Source organism: Clostridium sp. NkU-1, from assembly GCA_001312405.1.
Window position 1 is genome coordinate 73,421 of record BBDR01000016.1, and the last position, 18,391, is coordinate 91,811.

Consider the following 18,391-nt stretch of genomic DNA (forward strand, 5'->3'; position numbering starts at 1 on the left):
TCTGAATTTACCATGGTATAAGGTCTTTCCAGCAATTTTCCAAGCTCCCACAGCAGGGAATCAAAGGAAAGCTCAAATATAAGGTTGACCCTGATCCGGGAATCATTTCTCCTTCCTTCATCCCAAGAAGCTTTTGCAGGGCAGGAGGCTTTTGGAAGAAAAGCTCTCTTACATTTCCGGAGACAACTGCTTTTCCGGCCTCCATAATTGTCATTTTATTGCAAAACTGCTGTACCACCGGCATTTCATGAGTAACCATGATAAGAGTAATGCCCGTTTCTTTTCGTATCTTATCCAGAAGATTTAAAATAGAGGCGGTGATGCTGGGATCCAGGGAGGAGGTGCTTTCATCGGAAAGTATATATTTGGGGTTCATGGTCAGAGCCCGGGCAATGGCGACTCTCTGCTTTTGCCCGCCGCTTAACTCGGAAGGCCTGGCCTTTAGCTTGTCCTGCAGCCCTACCATCTCTGCCAGCTCATAGACCCTTTTTTTGATATCAGATCTTGGAATCTTCCAGCACTCCATGGGGAGAGCAATGTTTTGGTATACATTTTTTTCTGTTTACCAGGGAAAAGTTCTGGAAAATCATTCCCATATTTTTACGGAAAAGCCTTGCCTGCTTCTCTCCCAGGGACTCCAGACACACACCGTCCACAATAATAGAGCCGGACTCATAAAAATCCAGTCCGGCCAGACAATTTAAAAGTGTAGATTTTCCAACTCCGCTTGGCCCTACCAGCATATGCCTCTCCATCTTCTATGGTCAGGCTGATATCTTTTAAAACTTGCAGATCTCCAAAGGTTTTACTTATGTTTTTTATTTCAATCACGGCTGCCCCTAATCTGTTGATGTCGATTATTTTGTATCAGACTGCTGTTTCAATTTGACTATTTTATTATGCCGCAGCCATATAAAATAGTCAAATTGAAATATGCTATAGATAAAGTATATTAATAGAAAATTTCTATATATGATTCAAGTGCAGAATCCAGGTTTATTACTGGCTGGTGGAAGTATTGCAGATGAATTTCAGGATTATGCCTATTCAAATGAAATACTGGAGCGGTCCATGATATTTACCATGGCTGTAAAGGTGGTTTCATTAAAGTATACGTCAAAATCATCACCGGGCCGGTTTAATATCCTGCGGATGCTTAAAAGTCCCAGGCCGCCATCCTGCTTGCTGGATAAAAGTTTTCCTCCGCTTTCTTTGATCTGACCGTTATAGGAATTCTCCGCCAGCATCATCAGGTGATCCTGCATCCATCTTGCCTGCAAATGGATAAAGCGGTTCTCCTTAAGCTTCATACAGGCTTCCATGGAATTTTCCAACAGGTTTCCTATGACAATGCAAAGGGTCAGGTCATCAATGGGGATATGAGCGGATATATCCAGGCCAGCCATGAATTCTATCTGGTTTTCCTGGCAGCGGATGCCATATTCCTGAAGGATCTGGTTGACGGCAGGGTTTTCGCAGTAATTTTGTTCCCTTGAGGTATCCAGTTCTTTATTTAAGTCAAGGAGGTATTTCCTCTGTTCGTTCCTGTCCATATTGAGAAGAGCGTGGATGTGGTGCCTGAAATCGTGGCGTATGATCCGAAGCTCCTCTGCATGTTCCAGCATCTGGTTATAATGTTCTCTCTGTTTTCCGATTAATTGTCTTGCAAATAAAAGCTCTTCCTCTGTCTTTTTTTCTTGAAGCAGCCTCCAGGGTACTGGCCAGAATCATGACATAAAGCACCAGGATCATGGTACAGAATGCAAGATAAAATACAACATCTTCAAAGCCTCTTTTTGTCAGGGATTCTCTGGAAAATATGGTGGAGGTGCCAAACAGTGAAATGGCCAGTGAAATGGCCGGATAGGCGGTCAGGAGTAAGTTGGAGCGTTTGGACAGCTGGATGAACAGCTGGCTTGTCATGTCTTTCAGCCAGCAGCGGACAAAGATATAGAATCCGCAGGCAGACAGGAGAGAGACAATGACGCAGATCTGGCCATAGGAAAGGAATATGGATCTTCCCAGAACTGAGGCGGCAAACTCGTTTAATGACATGGACAGGACTGCAAAAAGCCAGGCGGATAAGTAGAGAAATACCTTTTTCATCAATTCCCCGTTAAAAAAATATGAGGAGCAGAAGAAAAAAAAGAGGCAGGAAAATATCCACTGGACCATGAGAAAAACCGGTTCCCTGATAGGAAACAGGGATTGGAGGGAAACCATGATGACCCAGAGATATGCCGATATTGCCGCGATGTTTTCCCGGTTCTTTCTCTTTGGCTCCAGACAAACGAAAATAGGCATCATGCGGACTGCAAGATTGATCAGATTTAATACGACGTTACATGCTGCTTCATTCATGTCGGCCTCACTTTAATTGAAAATGGTAGTAAACATGCTTGCATTCTTTGTAAAAATTACGGGAAACTGGAACGGTCTGCCCGTTTATCATCAAAAAGCCCATAGGTTCCAGAGCTTCCACATAGTTCAAATTTACGATATAGCTTTGATGGCAGCGGAGAAAGCTGGTCTGAGGCTTCAATTCTTCCTGAAGCTCATTAAGCTTTTGGTGGATGGAAAGGATCTCTCCGTTCCTAAGGACAATGTAGACCCGGTGCAGTCTGTTTTCAAAATACAGGATCCGGCTTAGCTTTAGCTCCATGGGAACCCGGTTATGTACAATGGAAATAGAGGCTTCCCTGGATTTGAAATGTTGTTCCATGACCCGTCTTAAGGTTTCCTCAAAGTCCTGTTGGATTAAGGGCTTTAGGACGAAGCCTGCGGCATTCACCCTGTAACCGTCTACAGCGGATTCCAGGGATGAGGTGATGAATATGATAACAGGAGCTTCGGCCTTTTTAAGCAGTCGCTCGGCAGCTTCTATGCCGGTCATGTCAGGCATAATGACATCCAGCAGATAGATGTCATAGGCTTCCTCTGCGGAAAGTAATTTTCCGGCAGTTTCAAAGTCATCAATCTGAGCATCCATATCATGCTTTTTATAGTAGTCGCACACAGAGTCAAGAATTCTCTTTCTGTCTTCTCTGCTGTCGTCACAGATGGCAATCTTCAGCATAGAAAAATCCCTCCGATCTCATTCCATTGTATTTAGATTTTTGTCAGAAGTCAAGATAAGAGAAGGAATCTGCATATTTGGTGGGAAATTGGCAGAATCGGTTGTGTGACCGGGCCGGTGATTATGTTAAACTGGATTTACAAAAGAATTTTCTTACAGAAAACAGGAGGGGTTTTTATGGGAGCAAATGTTGTTGTAACTGCCATTGTAATCATTTATCTGCTGCTCATGCTGTGGATCGGCTGGTATTCTTCCACCAAGATTACGACCAATACGGATTTTCTGGTGGCAGGCCGGCGTCTGGGGCCGCTTCTTATGGCCGGAACGCTGGCGGCTACGGAAATTGGAGGGGGAAGCTCGCTGGGAGTGGTGCAGAACGGGATGTCAGGCTTTGGACTCAGCGCAGCCTGGTACATAATCACTATGGGAATCGCATTTTCCATTTTAAGCTTTGTTGCGCCCAGGTTCAGGGCAGCAACGGTCAAGACCGTGCCGGAATATTTCAGAAGACGTTACAATAAGACCTGCGGCATTATCACGGCTGTTATCATGCTTCTTCCCCTGGTCGGGCTTACGGCAGGACAGTTCATTGCATCGGCGGTCATTTTGTCCACCATGCTTGGTATTGATTATCAGGTGGCAGTCATCATCGTAGCGGTGGTGGTAACGGTTTATTCCATTATGGGAGGCTTATGGAGCGTTACTTTAACGGATTTTGTCCAGGTATTCCTGATCGTTATCGGTATGATCATAGCGGTTCCTTTTGCGCTCCGGTATGCAGGGGGCTGGGGCAATGTGACCGCTAACATTCCGGAGGGGACTTTAAGCATGTTCCAGGGCTATGATTTATTTGGGATTCTTTCCCTTATTATCATGTACACCGCTACATTCTCCGTGGGGCAGGAGGCGGTATCGCGTTTTTATGCGGCAAAGGATGAGAAGGCGGCAAGAGACGGCGCCTGGCTGGCAGCACTTATTAACTTCATCTATGCCTTTGTTCCCACAATTCTCGGTATTATAACACTGGCATTAATGAATATGGGGAAATTCAGCTCTGATCAGTTTGCAGAGGTGGGAGCCGCTATGCGCTTCCCATCCTGGCGATCAATACCATGCCGGCCGTTGTCTGCGGACTCTTATTCTCCGGCATTATTTCAGCCACTATGTCCAGTTCAGATTCCGACTTACTGGGGGCAGGGTCGATCTTTTCCAACGATATTTACAAGGCAGTATTAAAACCAAACGCTTCCAGTGAGTCTGTTATGAGAGTTACAAAGATCGTCATGTGCCTGGTGGGTGTGGCTTCCATGCTGATTGCTTTATTTAATACCCAGAGTATTGTATCCATCCTCATGTTCTGCTTTACCCTTCGCGCGGCTGGTTCTTTCTTCCCCTATGTCATGGGACATTACTGGAAAAAGGCATCGCCGGCAGGGACCATTGCCTCTTTAATAGCAGGAACCATTGTAGTCGTATATCTGGAGCATATTTCCGGAGGTGTGCTCTTTGGGATCAAATTCAGCCAGCCAATCATACCCGGACTGATTGCAGCATTTATCTGTTTTATTATTTTTTCCTTTGCCATGCCGCCTAAGGAAGAAACTACAGAACTGATTCCGGAGGAAGATGACTGATATTAAGTAAGAAGCTGTTTTCCATTAGAAGATTAAGACGGAAAAGCTGAATAATAGGATATTTCATAAGGGAAGGGGAGGCTGTGAAACTAACGCAGGTTAATTTCGCAATCTCCCTGCTTCTGTGTATAAGGCTGCAGTATGTTGGTATAAGGAATGCAGAACATTTTGCATTTATTATACACATTGCACAAAAAAATATTTGTGTTATTAAACAAATTTGCAAATAGACTTCTTCAATGATTCATGATATACTGCGTTTAGAAAATAGATTAGTAGTTTGTGACTGGTAAGGCAGGCAAGATCTACAGGGTTGTTATCACATATCCTTGTTATGTGATAGTCCGCGTAGCTTGTCTTTTTTTTATTACTGGAAGGGCATATGAAGATTGAAAAAGTTTTGAACAATAACATGGTATCAGCTTACAATACCGAGGGAAAAGAAATCATACTGAAGGGAAAAGCCATCGGCTTTGGAAAGAAAAAGGGCGATGAGGTGGACCGGAAGCTGGTGGAACGGGTATTTGTACAGAATGATAAGCGGGAAGCCAGACACTTTGAAGAGTACTTCGCAAAGCTTCCCCAGGAATACTGGGAGATCAGCGAACAGACGGTTGATTACGCCAAAAGCGAGTTTGGAATGCGGCTGGATTCCCGGATCATCCTTCCGGTATGCGATCATATCGCCGGTGCGGTAGACCGTTACAAAAACGGGGCCATTCTCCGCAATGCCATGCTTTGGGAGGGAAGGCGGTATTACCCCAATGAGTTTAAGGTGGGCCAGTATGCGGTTGACTTAATCAGGAGAAGGCTGAATATTTCCATGGAAGAGGATGAAGCCATGTTCCTGGCGTTTCATTTTGTTTATGGACAGTTAAACCGGCAGGAAACCGATGATCTGGAGGCTATTACAGGAATTATCAAGGATATTGTGGATATTGTGGAGGCTTCTTTTCAGATCAGGCTGAATACGGAGTCCTGGGATTACAGGCGTTTTGTTACCCATATCCGTTTTTTTGCCCAGCGCATGTTCCAGAATAAGCAATATGAAGAAAGCAATGAAGAGTGGTATCAGCTGCTGAAGGATAAGTACCGCAGAGCTTATAATTGTATTATTAAAATAGCAGATTATATACATGACCGGTATTACTATGAAATAGACCGGGAAGAAATGATGTATCTGATGATCCACATAGAGAAAGTTACAAGAGAACTGATTTAAAATAGAGGGCTGGGATTGTTACCGGACGGGAAATATGGTCCGGGCAGGACCCTGCATGGAGAGTAGGCTGCACAGGTTTTTTATTTGCAGGCTGCTTTTCGGCAGGGCCCTTTTTATTTATATTACGGAAATTCCTTACCGGAATCCTGTTTTATTGAATGATAAGACGTTTTAAGATAGCCGGCAGACGTCTTTTCAGATAGATAACAATGAATAAACCTTAGAATAAGGGGGAGACAATATGGCATTTGATTATGCAAAGTCCGCGCAGACCATGCTTGAGAAGGTTGGCGGAGAGAAAAATGTGAGCGGGCTGTCCCATTGTATGACGCGTCTGCGGTTCGTGCTGAAAGACAGCACAATTCCAAAGGATTCTGAAATTGAAAAGGTACCGGGAGTGATCCGGGTGGTTCGCCAGGGCGGACAGTACCAGGTGGTCATCGGCAACGAGGTATCAAATGTATATAAGGAGCTTTTAAAGCTTGGACATTTTGAAGAAAACACCGGGAATAATGGGGAAGGTCCTAAAGAGAATCTGTTTTCACGTATGTGCGGCTTTGTAGCCGGCTGCATGACCCCTCTGCTTCCGGCCATGCTTGGCTGCGGTATGCTAAAAGTCGTGCTGACCCTTCTGACTACCTTTGGACTGGTGGATACGACTGGAAGCACGTATGTGATTCTATCTGCAGCAGGAGATGCATTCTTCTACTTCCTGCCCATTTTACTGGCCATGACCACAGCAAAGCGCCTTGGCTCCAGCATTTATCTGGCTATGGCAGTGGCAGCGCTTTTGATCCATCCGGAAATTGTGGATCTGCTGGGCCAGGGAAACACCACATATTTTGGATTGCCTGTTACGGCGGCTGTATATAGCTCCTCCGTTCTTCCTATTTTCCTTATCGTTCCGATTATGGGATATATTGAACGGTTTGCTGATAAGGTCTGCCCCAGCCTTTTAAAGGTATTTTTGAAACCGCTGATGGTCATATTCATTACCGTGCCCATTGCATTGGTTGTTGTCGGACCACTGGGAAGCATTCTCGGAAATTATCTGGCAGCCGGAATCAATTTCTTATATGGCAAAGCCGGCTGGCTCACCATTATGCTGATCTCTGCGGCCATGCCGTTTATCGTTATGACTGGAATGCATTATGCATTGATACCCATGTTCGCCATCAGTATGGCAACCTTTGGATTTGATGCAATAGTACTCATTACCATGTTCTGCTCCAACCTGGCACAGGGTGGTGCTTCCCTGGGTGTTGCAGTCCGTTCCAGGGATGAAAATGTAAAATCTACTGCATCTGCCTCCGGAATCTCAGCAATTGTAGCAGGTGTCACAGAGCCTGCCATGTATGGTATAACGTTAAAATACAAAACACCCATGATAGCAGCTGTGATCGGTGCAGCAGCATCAGGTCTTTATGCCGGAATTACCCATCTGGTAGCCTATTCCATGGGTGGTTCGCCATCCTCCCTGACCCTGATTACCATGATCGGCGGTGAGGCTTCGGCAACCTGATAAATGGTGTGATTGCCATGATTATCTCTCTGGCTGTATCCTTTGCCATGACTCTTATACTTTATAAGCCGGAGGAAAAGGCAGGGGAGCCGGAAGCTTCCGGGGATGCACCTTCTGAGGAGAAAAAGCCGCTGGTGGAGACCATTGAGCTGGCAAGTCCTCTTACAGGATCTGTGATTCCTTTAACAGAGGTGGAGGATCCGGTATTTGCAGGCGGAGTGCTGGGAGAAGGGATAGCCATAATCCGGACGAGGGAAAGGTATATGCTCCTGCGGACGGAACCATCAGTGCGGTGATCGACACAAAGCATGCGGTTGGCATCACTACGGATACAGGAGCAGAGGTTCTCATCCATGTAGGGCTTGATACGGTGCGTCTTGGAGGAGAAGGCTTTACCCTTCACTGCAAGGAAGGAGACCGGGTAATAAAGGGAAGCTTGCTGTTAGAATTTGATATGGAAAAAATTAAGGAAGCAGGCTTATCCTTAACCACTCCTGTGCTTATATCCAATATGAACAGCTTTGTAAGCTTAAAGGCCAGCGATAAAAAGCAGGTCAAGGCAGGAGAAAAGCTTTTGACCATTGTTTAACCGAATCAACCAGGGTCGCGGATTGCGAATATCCGCTTGATTTATTTAGAAAGAGGTGGAATATGTCTGTATTTGCTGAAAATTTTTTATGGGGAGGCGCAGTGGCAGCCAACCAGTGTGAGGGCGCATGGGATGAGGCAGGAAAAGGAATCGCAGATCCTGATGTATGTACGGGAGGTTCATATACAAGATCCAAGCGGATCACCCGGACCATAGAACCGGACACATGTTACCCCAGCCATGAAGCCATCGATTTTTATCACCATTATAAGGAAGATATTGCCCTGTTTGCGGAGATGGGCTTTAAGGTGTTCCGCTTCTCTATTGCATGGACCAGGATTTTTCCTACGGGCATGGAAGAGGAACCCAATGAGGCAGGTCTGGAGTTTTATGACAGGGTGATTGAAGAGTGCTTAAACCATGGCATAGAGCCGCTGGTCACCATATCCCATTACGAGATGCCCTTTGCCCTTACGGAAAAGTACAATGGCTGGGCATCCAGAGAATGCATCGGGCTGTTTGTTAAATATGCAGAAACTCTGTTCAAACGGTATAAGGGAAAGGTGAAATACTGGCTGACCTTTAATGAGATCAATGCAGGGACAATGCCCATGGGCGGTTTCCTTTCCTTAGGCATTTTAAATGAGGGAACAACAGATTTTACCAATCAGCTGGATATTCCCCAGCTCCGTTTCCAGGGCCTTCATCATCAGTTTGTAGCCAGCGCCCTGGCGGTTAAGGCCGGACATGAAATTGATCCGGACTGTAAGATCGGCTGCATGATCTGCCATATTACGACCTATCCCTTGACCTGCAATCCGGATGATATTTTAGAGGCCCAGAGACGGAACCAGATTTTAAACCAGTTCTGCGGCGATGTGCAGGTAAGGGGAGAATATCCTGCCTTTATGAACCGTTATTTCAGGGAAAACGGGATCACCATCCAGATGGAGTCTGGAGATCTGGAAACCATAAAAGAGGGCTGTGTGGATTACTATACCTTCAGCTATTATATGTCCAACTGCGCCACCGTTTCTCCGGATCAGGCAGCGGCCTCAGGCAACTTAATGGGTGGGGCAAAGAATCCTTACCTGGAATCCAGCGACTGGGGCTGGCAGATCGATCCCAAGGGACTCCGTTATACATTAAATGAGCTTTACGGACGTTACCGCATTCCTTTGATGGTAGTGGAAAACGGTCTCGGCGCTTATGATAAGAAGGAAGAGGACGGAAGCATCAGGGACGATTACCGCATTGATTACTTAAGGAAACACATTGAACAGATGAAGGAAGCCGTGGAGGATGGTGTGGATCTGATGGGGTATACCCATGGGGCTGCATTGACTTAGTCAGCGCCTCCACCGGTGAAATGGCAAAACGCTACGGTTTTATCTACGTAGAAAAATATGACGATGGAACCGGAGATTTATCCAGAAGGAAAAAGAAATCCTTTGACTGGTATAAAAGGGTAATTGAAACCAACGGGGAGGAACTGAAATAGAAAGAAGACCAGATAAAATTGTGGGATTCTGTTGACATAAACCGCTATTCCATATAAAGTTATAATACGGAAAAATTAAGGCTGCATATGGCGGCAAATACACATCGCGGAGGTATAACAGAAAAGCGCGCTTTTACTGGAAACACGTATGAAAAAAATTTATTGGAAACAAGGCATTTTATAAAATGGTGCTGACAATTGCCATTCCCATTATGATTCAAAACGGTATCACAAATTTTGTCAGCCTGTTGGATAATATTATGGTGGGAATGGTAGGAACGGAACAGATGTCCGGTGTAGCCATTGTAAACCAGTTGATGTTTGTCTTTAACATCAGCATTTTTGGAATCATATCCGGCGCAGGTATATTCGGAGCCCAGTTCTTCGGCTGCGGCAGACATGACGGTGTCCGTCATACGTTCCGGTTTAAGATCATCTGCTGTGTGCTCTTAAGTGTAGCTGCAGCAGCAGTGTTTTTTTCTCTCAGGAGAAAGCCTGATCGCCATGTATCTCCATGGGGAAGGGAATGATCCGGAGCTTGCTGCCGCATTGGCCCACGGAAGAATATATATGCTGGTCATGATTTTGGGAATGCTGCCCTTTGGAGTGAATCAGGCTTATACCAGTACGCTGAGGGAGTGCGGGGAAACCGTGGTTCCCATGAAGGCGGGGATTGCAGCAGTATTGGTAAATCTTGTGCTCAATTACATCCTGATTTTTGGAAAATTCGGCGCTCCGGCCCTGGGCGTTGCAGGGGCAGCAGCAGCTACCGTCACTGCCAGATTTGTGGAAACAGCCATTGTCATAGGATGGACCCACAAAAATAAAAAGAAAAATCCATTTATTGTGGGAGCTTATCAAAGCCTTCACATACCGGCCGGCCTTGTGGGCAAGATTCTGGTTAAAGGGACTCCCCTCATGGTAAATGAGGCTCTGTGGGCCGGAGGAATGGCGTTTTTGATGCAGTGCTATTCGGTGAGAGGATTGACAGCCATTGCAGGGCTTAATATATCCTCTACCATAGGAAATGTGTTTAACGTGGTATACATAGCACTTGGAAGTGCGGTTTCCATTATCGTGGGCCAGCTTTTGGGGGCTGGGAAAATGGAGGAAGCCAGGGATACGGATAACAAGCTGATTGCTTTTTCCGTTGGTTCCTGTGTGGCGATCGGAGGCCTTCTGGCTTTCATGGCCCCGCTTTTCCCCATGATCTACAACACTACGGATGAGGTCAAAAGCCTGGCTGCACAGTTTATCCGTATTCTGGCCTTATGTATGCCCATGAATGCTTTTATAAATGTTTCTTATTTTACCCTGCGCTCCGGCGGAAAGACCATTGTCACCTTTTTGTTTGACAGCGTGTTCATGTGGGTGGCCAGCATTCCGGTTGCCTATGTTCTCAGCCGGTATACGGCAATTCCTATCGTTCCCCTATATTTTGCGTGCCAGATGGTGGATATCATGAAGTGCGCCATTGGCTTTGTACTGGTAAAGAAGGGACTCTGGATACAAAACATCGTATTGGGACAAGAGGATTAATGAGAAATCCTTTCAAAAAAACTCTTGTATTATAAGCCGTCTTATGCTAATATAAAGGTAGTTAGCCTACACTAACTAAATGTGAATATTCTATACATCAGACTAACCCTCTGAGAATATCCTTCATTAACCTGTGAAGGACCATAACTCCTACGGAAAGGCCGCCCCTGTAACCGCATGACAGGGCCGGCCTTTTTGTTATGGGTTCAATGGGAAAATAAAAAGGTCAGGATCCTATGTAAAAGTTGTAATAACCCAGGCAATACGTTATAATTGGATAAGAATTGAGTTTGGAGGAATTGGATGAAATCATTAATTATAGCGGAAAAGCCGTCAGTAGCCAGGGACATTGCCCGTGTGCTGCATTGCGCAAAGAATCATGACGGTGTGATAGAAGGAGAAAAATATGTGGTCACCTGGGGTCTTGGCCATCTGGTTACATTGGCTGACCCTGAAGATTACGATCCCAAATATAAGGAATGGAAGATGGAAGATCTTCCATGATGCCGGAGCAGTTCCGGCTTGAAGTCATCAAACAGACCGGAAAGCAGTACCGTGTGGTAAAATCCCAGATCCACCGGGCAGATGTGGGTGAAATCATCATTGCCACTGATGCCGGACGGGAAGGGGAGCTTGTGGCCAGGCTGATCCTGGAAAAGGCAGGGAATAAGAAGTCCATAAAAAGACTGTGGATCTCTTCCGTTACGGATAAGGCCATTAAGGAAGGCTTTGCAAAATTAAAAAACGGCCATGAGTACGATAACCTGTACGATGCAGCCATGTGCCGTGCCGAAGCGGACTGGCTGGTGGGAATCAATGCCACCAGAGCGCTGACCTGCAAGTACAACGCAAGCTTAAGCTGTGGCCGGGTGCAGACGCCTACACTGGCGATTATCGCGGGAAGAGAAGAAGAGATCAAAAATTTTGTTCCCAGGCCCTACTATGGGATTACGGCCAAATGTACAAGCCCGGCTCTTTCCTTTACCTGGCGGGATGAGAAATCAAAGAGCTTCCGTTCCTTTGACAAGGACCGGGTGGAAGTCCTTTTAAGTAAAATGAAAGCTCAGGGCGAAGGCGTGGTCACAGAGGTGAAAAGCGTCCCAAAGAAGACCGATTCTCCCCAGCTTTATGATCTGACGGAGCTGCAGAGGGAAGCCAACCGGCGATTTAACTATTCTGCAAAAGAGACTTTAAATATCATGCAGAGGCTTTATGAAAACCATAAGGTCCTGACATACCCCAGAACAGATTCCAGGTATTTAAGCTCTGATATCGTTCCATCCATCAGGGAAAGGCTTGAAGCCTGCGGCGTTGGGCCGTACCGGAAGCTGGCAGGAAGAATGGTGAACCAGAAGATCAAGGCATCTCCTTCCTTTGTAAATGACAAGAAGGTAACAGACCATCATGCCATCATTCCTACGGAGCAGTTTGTCCAGCTGGATCATATGACCATTGATGAACGGAAGATCTATGATCTGGTGGTCCGCCGATTCCTGGCGGTATTGTATCCGCCCTTTGAATATGAACAGACAGAGATCACCCTGGATTTAGGGGGAGAGACTCTGGCAGCAAGAGGAAAGGCCGTAAAAGCCCTGGGCTGGAAGGAAGTATATGAAAGCCAGGATGAGGAAGATGAGGAACAGGAATTAAAGGAACAGAAGCTTCCTGCCATGAAAAAAGGGGACTGGCTTAAGGGGCTGGCAGTCGCCATGACGGAAGGAAAGACAAAGCCACCGTCACCATTTCAGGAAGCGACCCTTCTTTCTGCCATGGAAAATCCTGTTTCCTATATGGAAACAAAGGATCGGGATATGGCAAGGACCCTGGGAGAAACAGGTGGGCTTGGAACCGTGGCCACAAGGGCGGATATCATTGAAAAGCTGTTTTCCAGCTTTCTTCTGGAACGGCACGGAAAGGATATCTATCTGACCTCCAAGGCCAGACAGCTTCTGTCTCTTGTGCCGGAGGATCTAAAGAAACCGGAGCTGACGGCTGAATGGGAGATGAGGCTTTCTGAAATCGCAGGGGGAAAATTAAAACGGGCCGCGTTTATGAAGGATATCAGGCAGTATTCCGGGGATTTGATCCACCAGATCAGGGCAGGGGAAGGCAGCTTTAACCATGACAACCTGACCAATCACAAATGCCCGGACTGCGGCAAGCGGATGCTGGCAGTCAAAGGGAAAAACAGCGAGATGCTGGTCTGCCAGGACAGGGAGTGCGGGCACCGGGAGGTGGTTTCCAGGACCAGCAATGCAAGATGTCCGGTCTGCCATAAGAAGCTGGAGCTTAGGGGAAAGGGAGACGGACAGATCTTTGTATGCAGATGCGGCTATAAGGAAAAGCTTTCAGCCTTTAAGGAACGGCGTACCAGGGAAGGGGCCGGGGTATCCAAAAAGGATGTGGCGAAGTATTTGAACCAGCAGAAAAAGGAAGGGAATAAGCCCATTAATTCGGCCTTTGCAGACGCCTTTGCAAAGCTGAACCTGGGAGGGAATGAGGAGTAGCCTGTCCGCCTAAGGCCCATGTGCCGGCCTGGTCAATGAGAGGATGTCTCAAGTATGTTTTCTGCTAAGAAATATACGCTTGAGACATCCTTTTTCTGAATATGGGCTTCCAGCAAAGTAAAAATTTAGTAAAATTTTACTTTGCTTATTGACGGTGGCAGAAACTGCAATTATAATGAAAATTGAAAGGTGAGGATATAGATTATGGCTACAATAAAAGAAATTTCACAGCTTGCGGATGTATCCATTGCAACGGTATCAAGGGTGCTGAATCAGGATGATACCATTGTGGTGAGTCAGGAAGTGAAAAAAAAGGATATTCAGAATTGCCCACGAATTAAAATATGTCCCACCCAGGAGGCGTCATGCGCAAAAAGAAAGAGAAATTGTCATAGGAGTGGCTGACTGGCATATTATCCGGAAGGACCGGACTAATATCAGGCTTTCTTCCCTGGACTTGATCGTAAAGTCCATGTCAGGAAAAAATGATGTGCGGTTTGAGCGGCTGGATAAAAATAAGCCTGGACAGTACGACGGTATCATGGCCTTCGGCGTTTTTTCTGAGGAAGAGATGGAGTTTCTGCGGATGCAGAGCTATGCAATCGTATTCATCAATTCAGATCCAAAGGATTATGCCTACGACAGCATTGTTATGGACTTTAATAAGGGAATCCATGAAATGCTGGACTATCTTATGGACAGGAAAAAATACTGCAGTGTCGGCTATATCGGAGGCCTTTATGAAGAAGGCCAGGTAAGGATCGGCTACCGGAGGCTGGAAGGAATCCGGGCGACTTTTAAGCAGAGAGGCTTTTATGAGGAAGGGAATTTTTACATAGGCGATATCAGCAGGGAAAGCGGTTATGTGCTGGCAAAGCAGGCAATCCAGACAGGCCGTCTGCCGGAAGCGGTCCTCTTAGGAAGCGAAGAAGTTGCGGAAGGTGCTTTGGAAGCCTTTCAGGATGCGGGACTTCGCGTGCCAAAGGATGTGGCGGTAGTCATCTATAAGGACATTGAGACCTTAGAATCCAAATGGCCCTCTTACACCAAGGTCCGGATGTTTCCTGATATCGTATGGCAGACAGCGATCAAGCTTCTGCTGGAGCAGATCCAGGAAGGCCGCAAAGACAATATGACAATTTATCTCCCGACAAAGCTAGAGGTAGGGGACAGCGCGTAATGACCCATGATCCCAAGAACCGATGAACCAAACAAAAAGGAGAGCAGTATGAAAAAAACAGTTTCTGTATTAATGGCAGCAGCACTTTGTGCAGCAATGATCGGCGGATGTTCTGGCGGCAGCCAAACAGGAGCCACAACCGCAGCAGGATCGGAGACAGCGACCTCTGCAGCAGGAGAGACTGCAAAAGCAGAGAACAAGAAGATTGACAAACTGAATGTTTACTTTGTTCCTTCCAGAGAGCCAGAAGAGATCGTCACCGCTACAGAGCCTTTAAAAGACATGCTGAAGTCAGAGCTGGGAAAAGAAGGCTATGAGATCGGTGAAGTAGTGATTACGGTTGGCACCAGCTATGAAGCGGTTGGAGAAGCCCTTTCCGCAGGCACCGCAGATATCGGTCTGATTCCCGGAGGAACTTATGTTCTTTATGATGATGGTGCAGAAGTGGTTCTTACGGCTACCAGAGATGCACTGAATAAGAATTCTGATTCCCCAAAAGACTGGAATGACGGGAAGGCCACCGAGGGAACTACGGATCAGGCAACTTCCTACCGGGCGCTTATTATTGCAGGACCTTCTGAAAAGGGGAAAGCCTTAGCAGATAAGGTAAACAAAGGCGAAGCATTGACCTTTGAGGATTTAGACGGAGCAAACTGGAGCGTTATGTCATCCTCCTCCCCAGCAGGATACATTTACCCTTCCTTATGGCTTCAGGATAATTTCCAGAAGAATATTTTAAATCTTTCCCATGCCGTACAGTCTGATTCCTATGGAAGTGCATTTGCAAGACTTGCTTCCGGCCAGGTGGATGTTCTCTGTACCTATGCAGATGCCCGCAGATTATGTGGACAAATGGAACTCCGAATACGGCAGAGCCGGTTCCATCTGGGAAGAAACAGGTGTAATCGGTGTGACCCCTCCAATCTTTAATGATACGGTCAGCGTAAGCAAAACCTCCAAGATCATGGATGATGACTTTAAAAAAAGCAGTTCAGAATGCGTTTATCAATATCGGAAACACAGAAGAGGGCAAGAAGGTCATCGCCATCTATAGCCACATGGGATATGAGCCTGCGCAGAGCGCCGACTATGATAACGAACGTGCAGCACAGAAGATGATTAAGGAATTAAATGCAAAATAAATAATACATACAGGCTGCGGAGGCGTCGTAAACGGAAAACATTTGCGGCGCCTCCGTTCTCTATCCTGGGAAATGAGGAAAATATGATTGAATTTAATCAGGTGGGAAAAAAAGTATCCCAATGGCTTTCACGCCTTAAAAGATATTGACTTAAAGATTGAGCAGGGAGAATTTGTGGCGATTATCGGCCTTTCAGGCGCCGGAAAATCCACCCTTCTTCGGACTATCAACCGCATGCATGATATCACGGAAGGTACCCTGACCGTGGATGGGACTGATGTGATGCAGTTAAAGGGAAAGGAGTTAAGGCGCTTCCGCCGCAGGATCGGCATGATCTTCCAGTCCTTTAACCTGGTGACCAGGACCCTGGTCATTAACAATGTCCTTATGTCAAAGGTACCGGAACTGCCGTTTTTAAAAGCGTTATTCGGCATTTATCCAAAAGAGGATAAGCTGGGGGCCTTAGAAGCCCTTGACAAGGTGGGGATCCTGGATAAGGCCTTTGTCCGTGCGGACCAGTTGTCAGGAGGCCAGCAGCAAAGGGTCGCCCTTGCAAGGACCCTTGCCCAGAACCCTCAGATCATCCTGGCGGATGAGCCGGTAGCCTCCCTTGACCCGGTTACGGCAAAACAGGTTATGGGGGATTTTTTTAAGGATCAATAAGGAAATGAACATTACCATCCTGTTGAACATTCACCATGTGGATCTGGCGCTCCAATATGCCAGCCGTGTTGTAGGCATACGGGCCGGCCAGATCGTATACGACGGCCCGGCCTCAGAAGTTACCCAGGATATTTTAGATACAATATATGAAGGAAAAGAAGAGGAGGCAGCAGGATGAGTTTATATGACAAGATATTTCCGCCCAGGAAAATCGTATTGTCTGACGGAAAGACCGTCTTTCGGCCGGCTTCCAGCTTCCTCTGATCGCCTTAATCCTGGTTTTTTTAACCGTGCTGTCCGTGAAAATCACCGGCTTTGACATGAAGATTTTAATGGAAAGGGGAAACCAGTTCTTTGTTATTCTTGGGATGATGGTTCCACCGGCATTTTCCTATAGTGCCCAGGTGTGGAAGCCTTTGTTTGACACCATTAAGATGTCTCTTCTGGGGACCGTGGCAGGCGCCGTGGTGGTCATTCCCTTTGCAATGGCTGCTTCCACCAACATCATAAAAAGTGCTGCAATCGTCGGTATCATGAGATTGTTCTTAAGCATTGTAAGGACACTTCCCACCCTGGTGACCGCTCTGATCGCCACTTATGTGTTCGGCCTGGGTACCTGGCAGGAACTACGGCCATAGCAATTTTCACCTTTGCCTATATGGGTAAGATTTTATATGAAGAGATCGAAACTGCCGATATGGGGGCCTTTGAGGCCATGGAAGCCATTGGAGCCACCAAGGTCCGGGCTTTTGTGAGTGCCATCATTCCTCAGGTGCTTCCTTCCTATATTTCCAATGGATTGTTCTGCTTTGAAGGAAATGTCCGCTACGCAGCCATTTTAGGCTATGTAGGTGCAGGCGGTCTTGGCCTGATCCTGAATGAGAAATTAGGCTGGAGAGAATACCCCAGCGTGGGCATGATCCTCATTATGCTGTTTGTTGCCGTATTTTTAATTGAGTCGGTGAGCCGTTACTGCCGCCGGAAACTGGTGTAGGAGGGCTGACAGATGAATAAACAGATTGAAAAAGCATATGAAGAGCGCCCAAGAAACACGGTTTATAAGATATCCGTGTCAATGGTCATCCTGGCCCTCATTCTATGGTCCGGTTCTGCCGTGGATTTTTCAGGAGGCGGACTTGGAGGCTTCAGATTGCCGGAAATATTTTAAACGGCATCTTTCATCCGGACAGGAAACTGCTGTTTAACTTGACCGTACAGGGAGTTCCCTATCTTCTTTTGGAAACGATTTGTATTGCATTTTTAGGAACCATTGTGGGGGCAGTTCTTGCCATTCCCTTGTCCTTTTTATCTGCTTCTAATTTAATGCCGGCTCCCATTGCCTATTTAAGCCGCCTGGTGATCATGGCGGTGAGGACCATTCCGGCCTTTGTATATGGCCTTATGTTCATCCGCGTCAGCGGACCCGGTGCTTTTACCGGACTTTTGACCATGTCCGTCTGCTCCATTGGTATGGTATCCAAGATGTATATAGAAGCCATTGAGGATTTAGACACCAGGATTCTGGAATCCTTAGATGCCTGCGGCTGCAATACCTTCCAGAAAATACGGTATGGAATCCTGCCCCAGCTCATTCCAAACTTTGCATCAACGGTGATCTACCGGTTTGACATTAATTTAAGGGATGCAACGGTTCTGGGACTTGTAGGAGCCGGCGGCATTGGCGCACCATTGATCTTTGCCATGAATTCCTATCGGTGGAATGAGGCGGGAGCTATTTTGGTAGGCCTTGTGGTTCTGGTTCTTATTGTGGAATACATTTCCACCAAAATCCGCGTAAAGCTGGCCAGGGGGTGAT

16 protein-coding genes and 6 pseudogenes are annotated in these 18,391 nt (G+C 46.5%); 17 read left to right on the top strand and 5 right to left on the bottom strand.

Features of this window, described 5'->3' with window-relative positions; translation table 11 throughout:
- Positions 1-7 precede the first annotated feature (7 nt).
- The 5 genes from JCM10519_RS19810 to JCM10519_RS19825 all read right to left on the bottom strand — a co-directional run bounded on the left by JCM10519_RS19810 (position 8) and on the right by JCM10519_RS19825 (position 3,076).
- The gene (locus tag JCM10519_RS19810) at positions 8-526 is read right to left on the bottom strand and encodes an ATP-binding cassette domain-containing protein (RefSeq protein WP_054741342.1); all 519 of its coding nucleotides are present in this window, start codon (positions 524-526) and stop codon (positions 8-10) included.
- Positions 498-743 carry an ATP-binding cassette domain-containing protein gene (locus JCM10519_RS19815; protein WP_054741343.1) on the bottom strand — a complete coding sequence of 82 codons (246 nt, stop codon included), beginning with the start codon at positions 741-743 and terminating at the stop codon, positions 498-500. Before JCM10519_RS19815 ends, JCM10519_RS19810 begins: the two co-directional genes overlap by 29 nt.
- Before the next feature lie 300 nt (positions 744-1,043).
- Positions 1,044-1,625: an ATP-binding protein gene (locus tag JCM10519_RS32185; RefSeq protein ID WP_347844873.1), complete on the bottom strand. Its 582-nt coding sequence runs from the start codon at positions 1,623-1,625 to the stop codon at positions 1,044-1,046.
- Positions 1,626-1,629: 4 nt separating this feature from the next.
- Positions 1,630-2,361, bottom strand: a complete 732-nt coding sequence (locus JCM10519_RS32190; protein WP_347844874.1) for a hypothetical protein — start codon at positions 2,359-2,361, stop codon at positions 1,630-1,632.
- Positions 2,362-2,368: 7 nt separating this feature from the next.
- Positions 2,369-3,076: a LytTR family transcriptional regulator DNA-binding domain-containing protein gene (locus JCM10519_RS19825; RefSeq protein ID WP_054741345.1), complete on the bottom strand. Its 708-nt coding sequence runs from the start codon at positions 3,074-3,076 to the stop codon at positions 2,369-2,371.
- 315 nt (positions 3,077-3,391) lie between these two features.
- On the opposite strand from JCM10519_RS19825, the pseudogene JCM10519_RS32195 reads away from it, so the two are divergent.
- From JCM10519_RS32195 to phnE, 17 genes and pseudogenes are all read left to right on the top strand, one after another.
- Positions 3,392-4,039 (top strand): annotated as a pseudogene (locus tag JCM10519_RS32195) (sodium:solute symporter family protein); the annotation flags it as partial.
- A 149-nt stretch (positions 4,040-4,188) separates the two neighbouring features.
- On the top strand, positions 4,189-4,710 hold the full coding sequence (locus JCM10519_RS32200) for a hypothetical protein (protein ID WP_347844875.1): 522 nt from the start codon (positions 4,189-4,191) through the stop codon (positions 4,708-4,710).
- 382 nt (positions 4,711-5,092) lie between these two features.
- Positions 5,093-5,932 carry a PRD domain-containing protein gene (locus JCM10519_RS19835; protein WP_054741347.1) on the top strand — a complete coding sequence of 280 codons (840 nt, stop codon included), beginning with the start codon at positions 5,093-5,095 and terminating at the stop codon, positions 5,930-5,932.
- A 241-nt stretch (positions 5,933-6,173) separates the two neighbouring features.
- Positions 6,174-7,454: a PTS transporter subunit EIIC gene (locus JCM10519_RS19840; protein ID WP_054741349.1), complete on the top strand. Its 1,281-nt coding sequence runs from the start codon at positions 6,174-6,176 to the stop codon at positions 7,452-7,454.
- Positions 7,455-7,501: 47 nt separating this feature from the next.
- Positions 7,502-8,043: pseudogene (locus tag JCM10519_RS19845) on the top strand (PTS glucose transporter subunit IIA).
- Between the two features lie 62 nt (positions 8,044-8,105).
- Positions 8,106-9,544 (top strand): annotated as a pseudogene (locus JCM10519_RS19850) (glycoside hydrolase family 1 protein).
- 185 nt (positions 9,545-9,729) lie between these two features.
- Positions 9,730-11,083, top strand: a pseudogene (locus tag JCM10519_RS19855) (MATE family efflux transporter).
- A 303-nt stretch (positions 11,084-11,386) separates the two neighbouring features.
- A pseudogene (locus JCM10519_RS19860) lies at positions 11,387-13,590 on the top strand (DNA topoisomerase III).
- 204 nt (positions 13,591-13,794) lie between these two features.
- A complete protein-coding gene (locus tag JCM10519_RS32205) occupies positions 13,795-13,995 on the top strand; it encodes a LacI family DNA-binding transcriptional regulator (RefSeq protein ID WP_347844876.1) in 201 nt (66 codons plus the stop codon).
- Complete coding sequence (locus JCM10519_RS19865) at positions 13,988-14,770, top strand: substrate-binding domain-containing protein (protein WP_347844877.1); 783 nt, start codon at positions 13,988-13,990, stop codon at positions 14,768-14,770. The genes JCM10519_RS32205 and JCM10519_RS19865 overlap by 8 nt, the downstream gene beginning before the upstream one ends.
- Positions 14,771-14,818: 48 nt before the next feature.
- On the top strand, positions 14,819-15,700 hold the full coding sequence (locus JCM10519_RS19870) for a PhnD/SsuA/transferrin family substrate-binding protein (protein ID WP_347844878.1): 882 nt from the start codon (positions 14,819-14,821) through the stop codon (positions 15,698-15,700).
- A gap of 38 nt (positions 15,701-15,738) precedes the next feature.
- Positions 15,739-15,912 (top strand): hypothetical protein, encoded by a 174-nt coding sequence (locus tag JCM10519_RS32210; RefSeq protein WP_347844879.1) that lies wholly within the window; start codon positions 15,739-15,741, stop codon positions 15,910-15,912.
- Between the two features lie 87 nt (positions 15,913-15,999).
- Positions 16,000-16,753 (top strand): annotated as a pseudogene (gene phnC, locus JCM10519_RS19875) (phosphonate ABC transporter ATP-binding protein).
- 112 nt (positions 16,754-16,865) lie between these two features.
- The gene (locus JCM10519_RS32215) at positions 16,866-17,213 is read left to right on the top strand and encodes a hypothetical protein (RefSeq protein WP_347844880.1); all 348 of its coding nucleotides are present in this window, start codon (positions 16,866-16,868) and stop codon (positions 17,211-17,213) included.
- A 20-nt stretch (positions 17,214-17,233) separates the two neighbouring features.
- Positions 17,234-17,569, top strand: a complete 336-nt coding sequence (locus JCM10519_RS32220; protein WP_347844881.1) for an ABC transporter permease subunit — start codon at positions 17,234-17,236, stop codon at positions 17,567-17,569.
- A 12-nt stretch (positions 17,570-17,581) separates the two neighbouring features.
- Complete coding sequence (locus JCM10519_RS32225; RefSeq protein WP_347844882.1) at positions 17,582-17,743, top strand: hypothetical protein; 162 nt, start codon at positions 17,582-17,584, stop codon at positions 17,741-17,743.
- Positions 17,674-18,390, top strand: coding sequence for a phosphonate ABC transporter, permease protein PhnE (gene phnE / locus JCM10519_RS19885; protein ID WP_347844883.1), 717 nt, complete (start codon positions 17,674-17,676; stop codon positions 18,388-18,390). The genes JCM10519_RS32225 and phnE overlap by 70 nt, the downstream gene beginning before the upstream one ends.
- Position 18,391 lies beyond the last annotated feature (1 nt).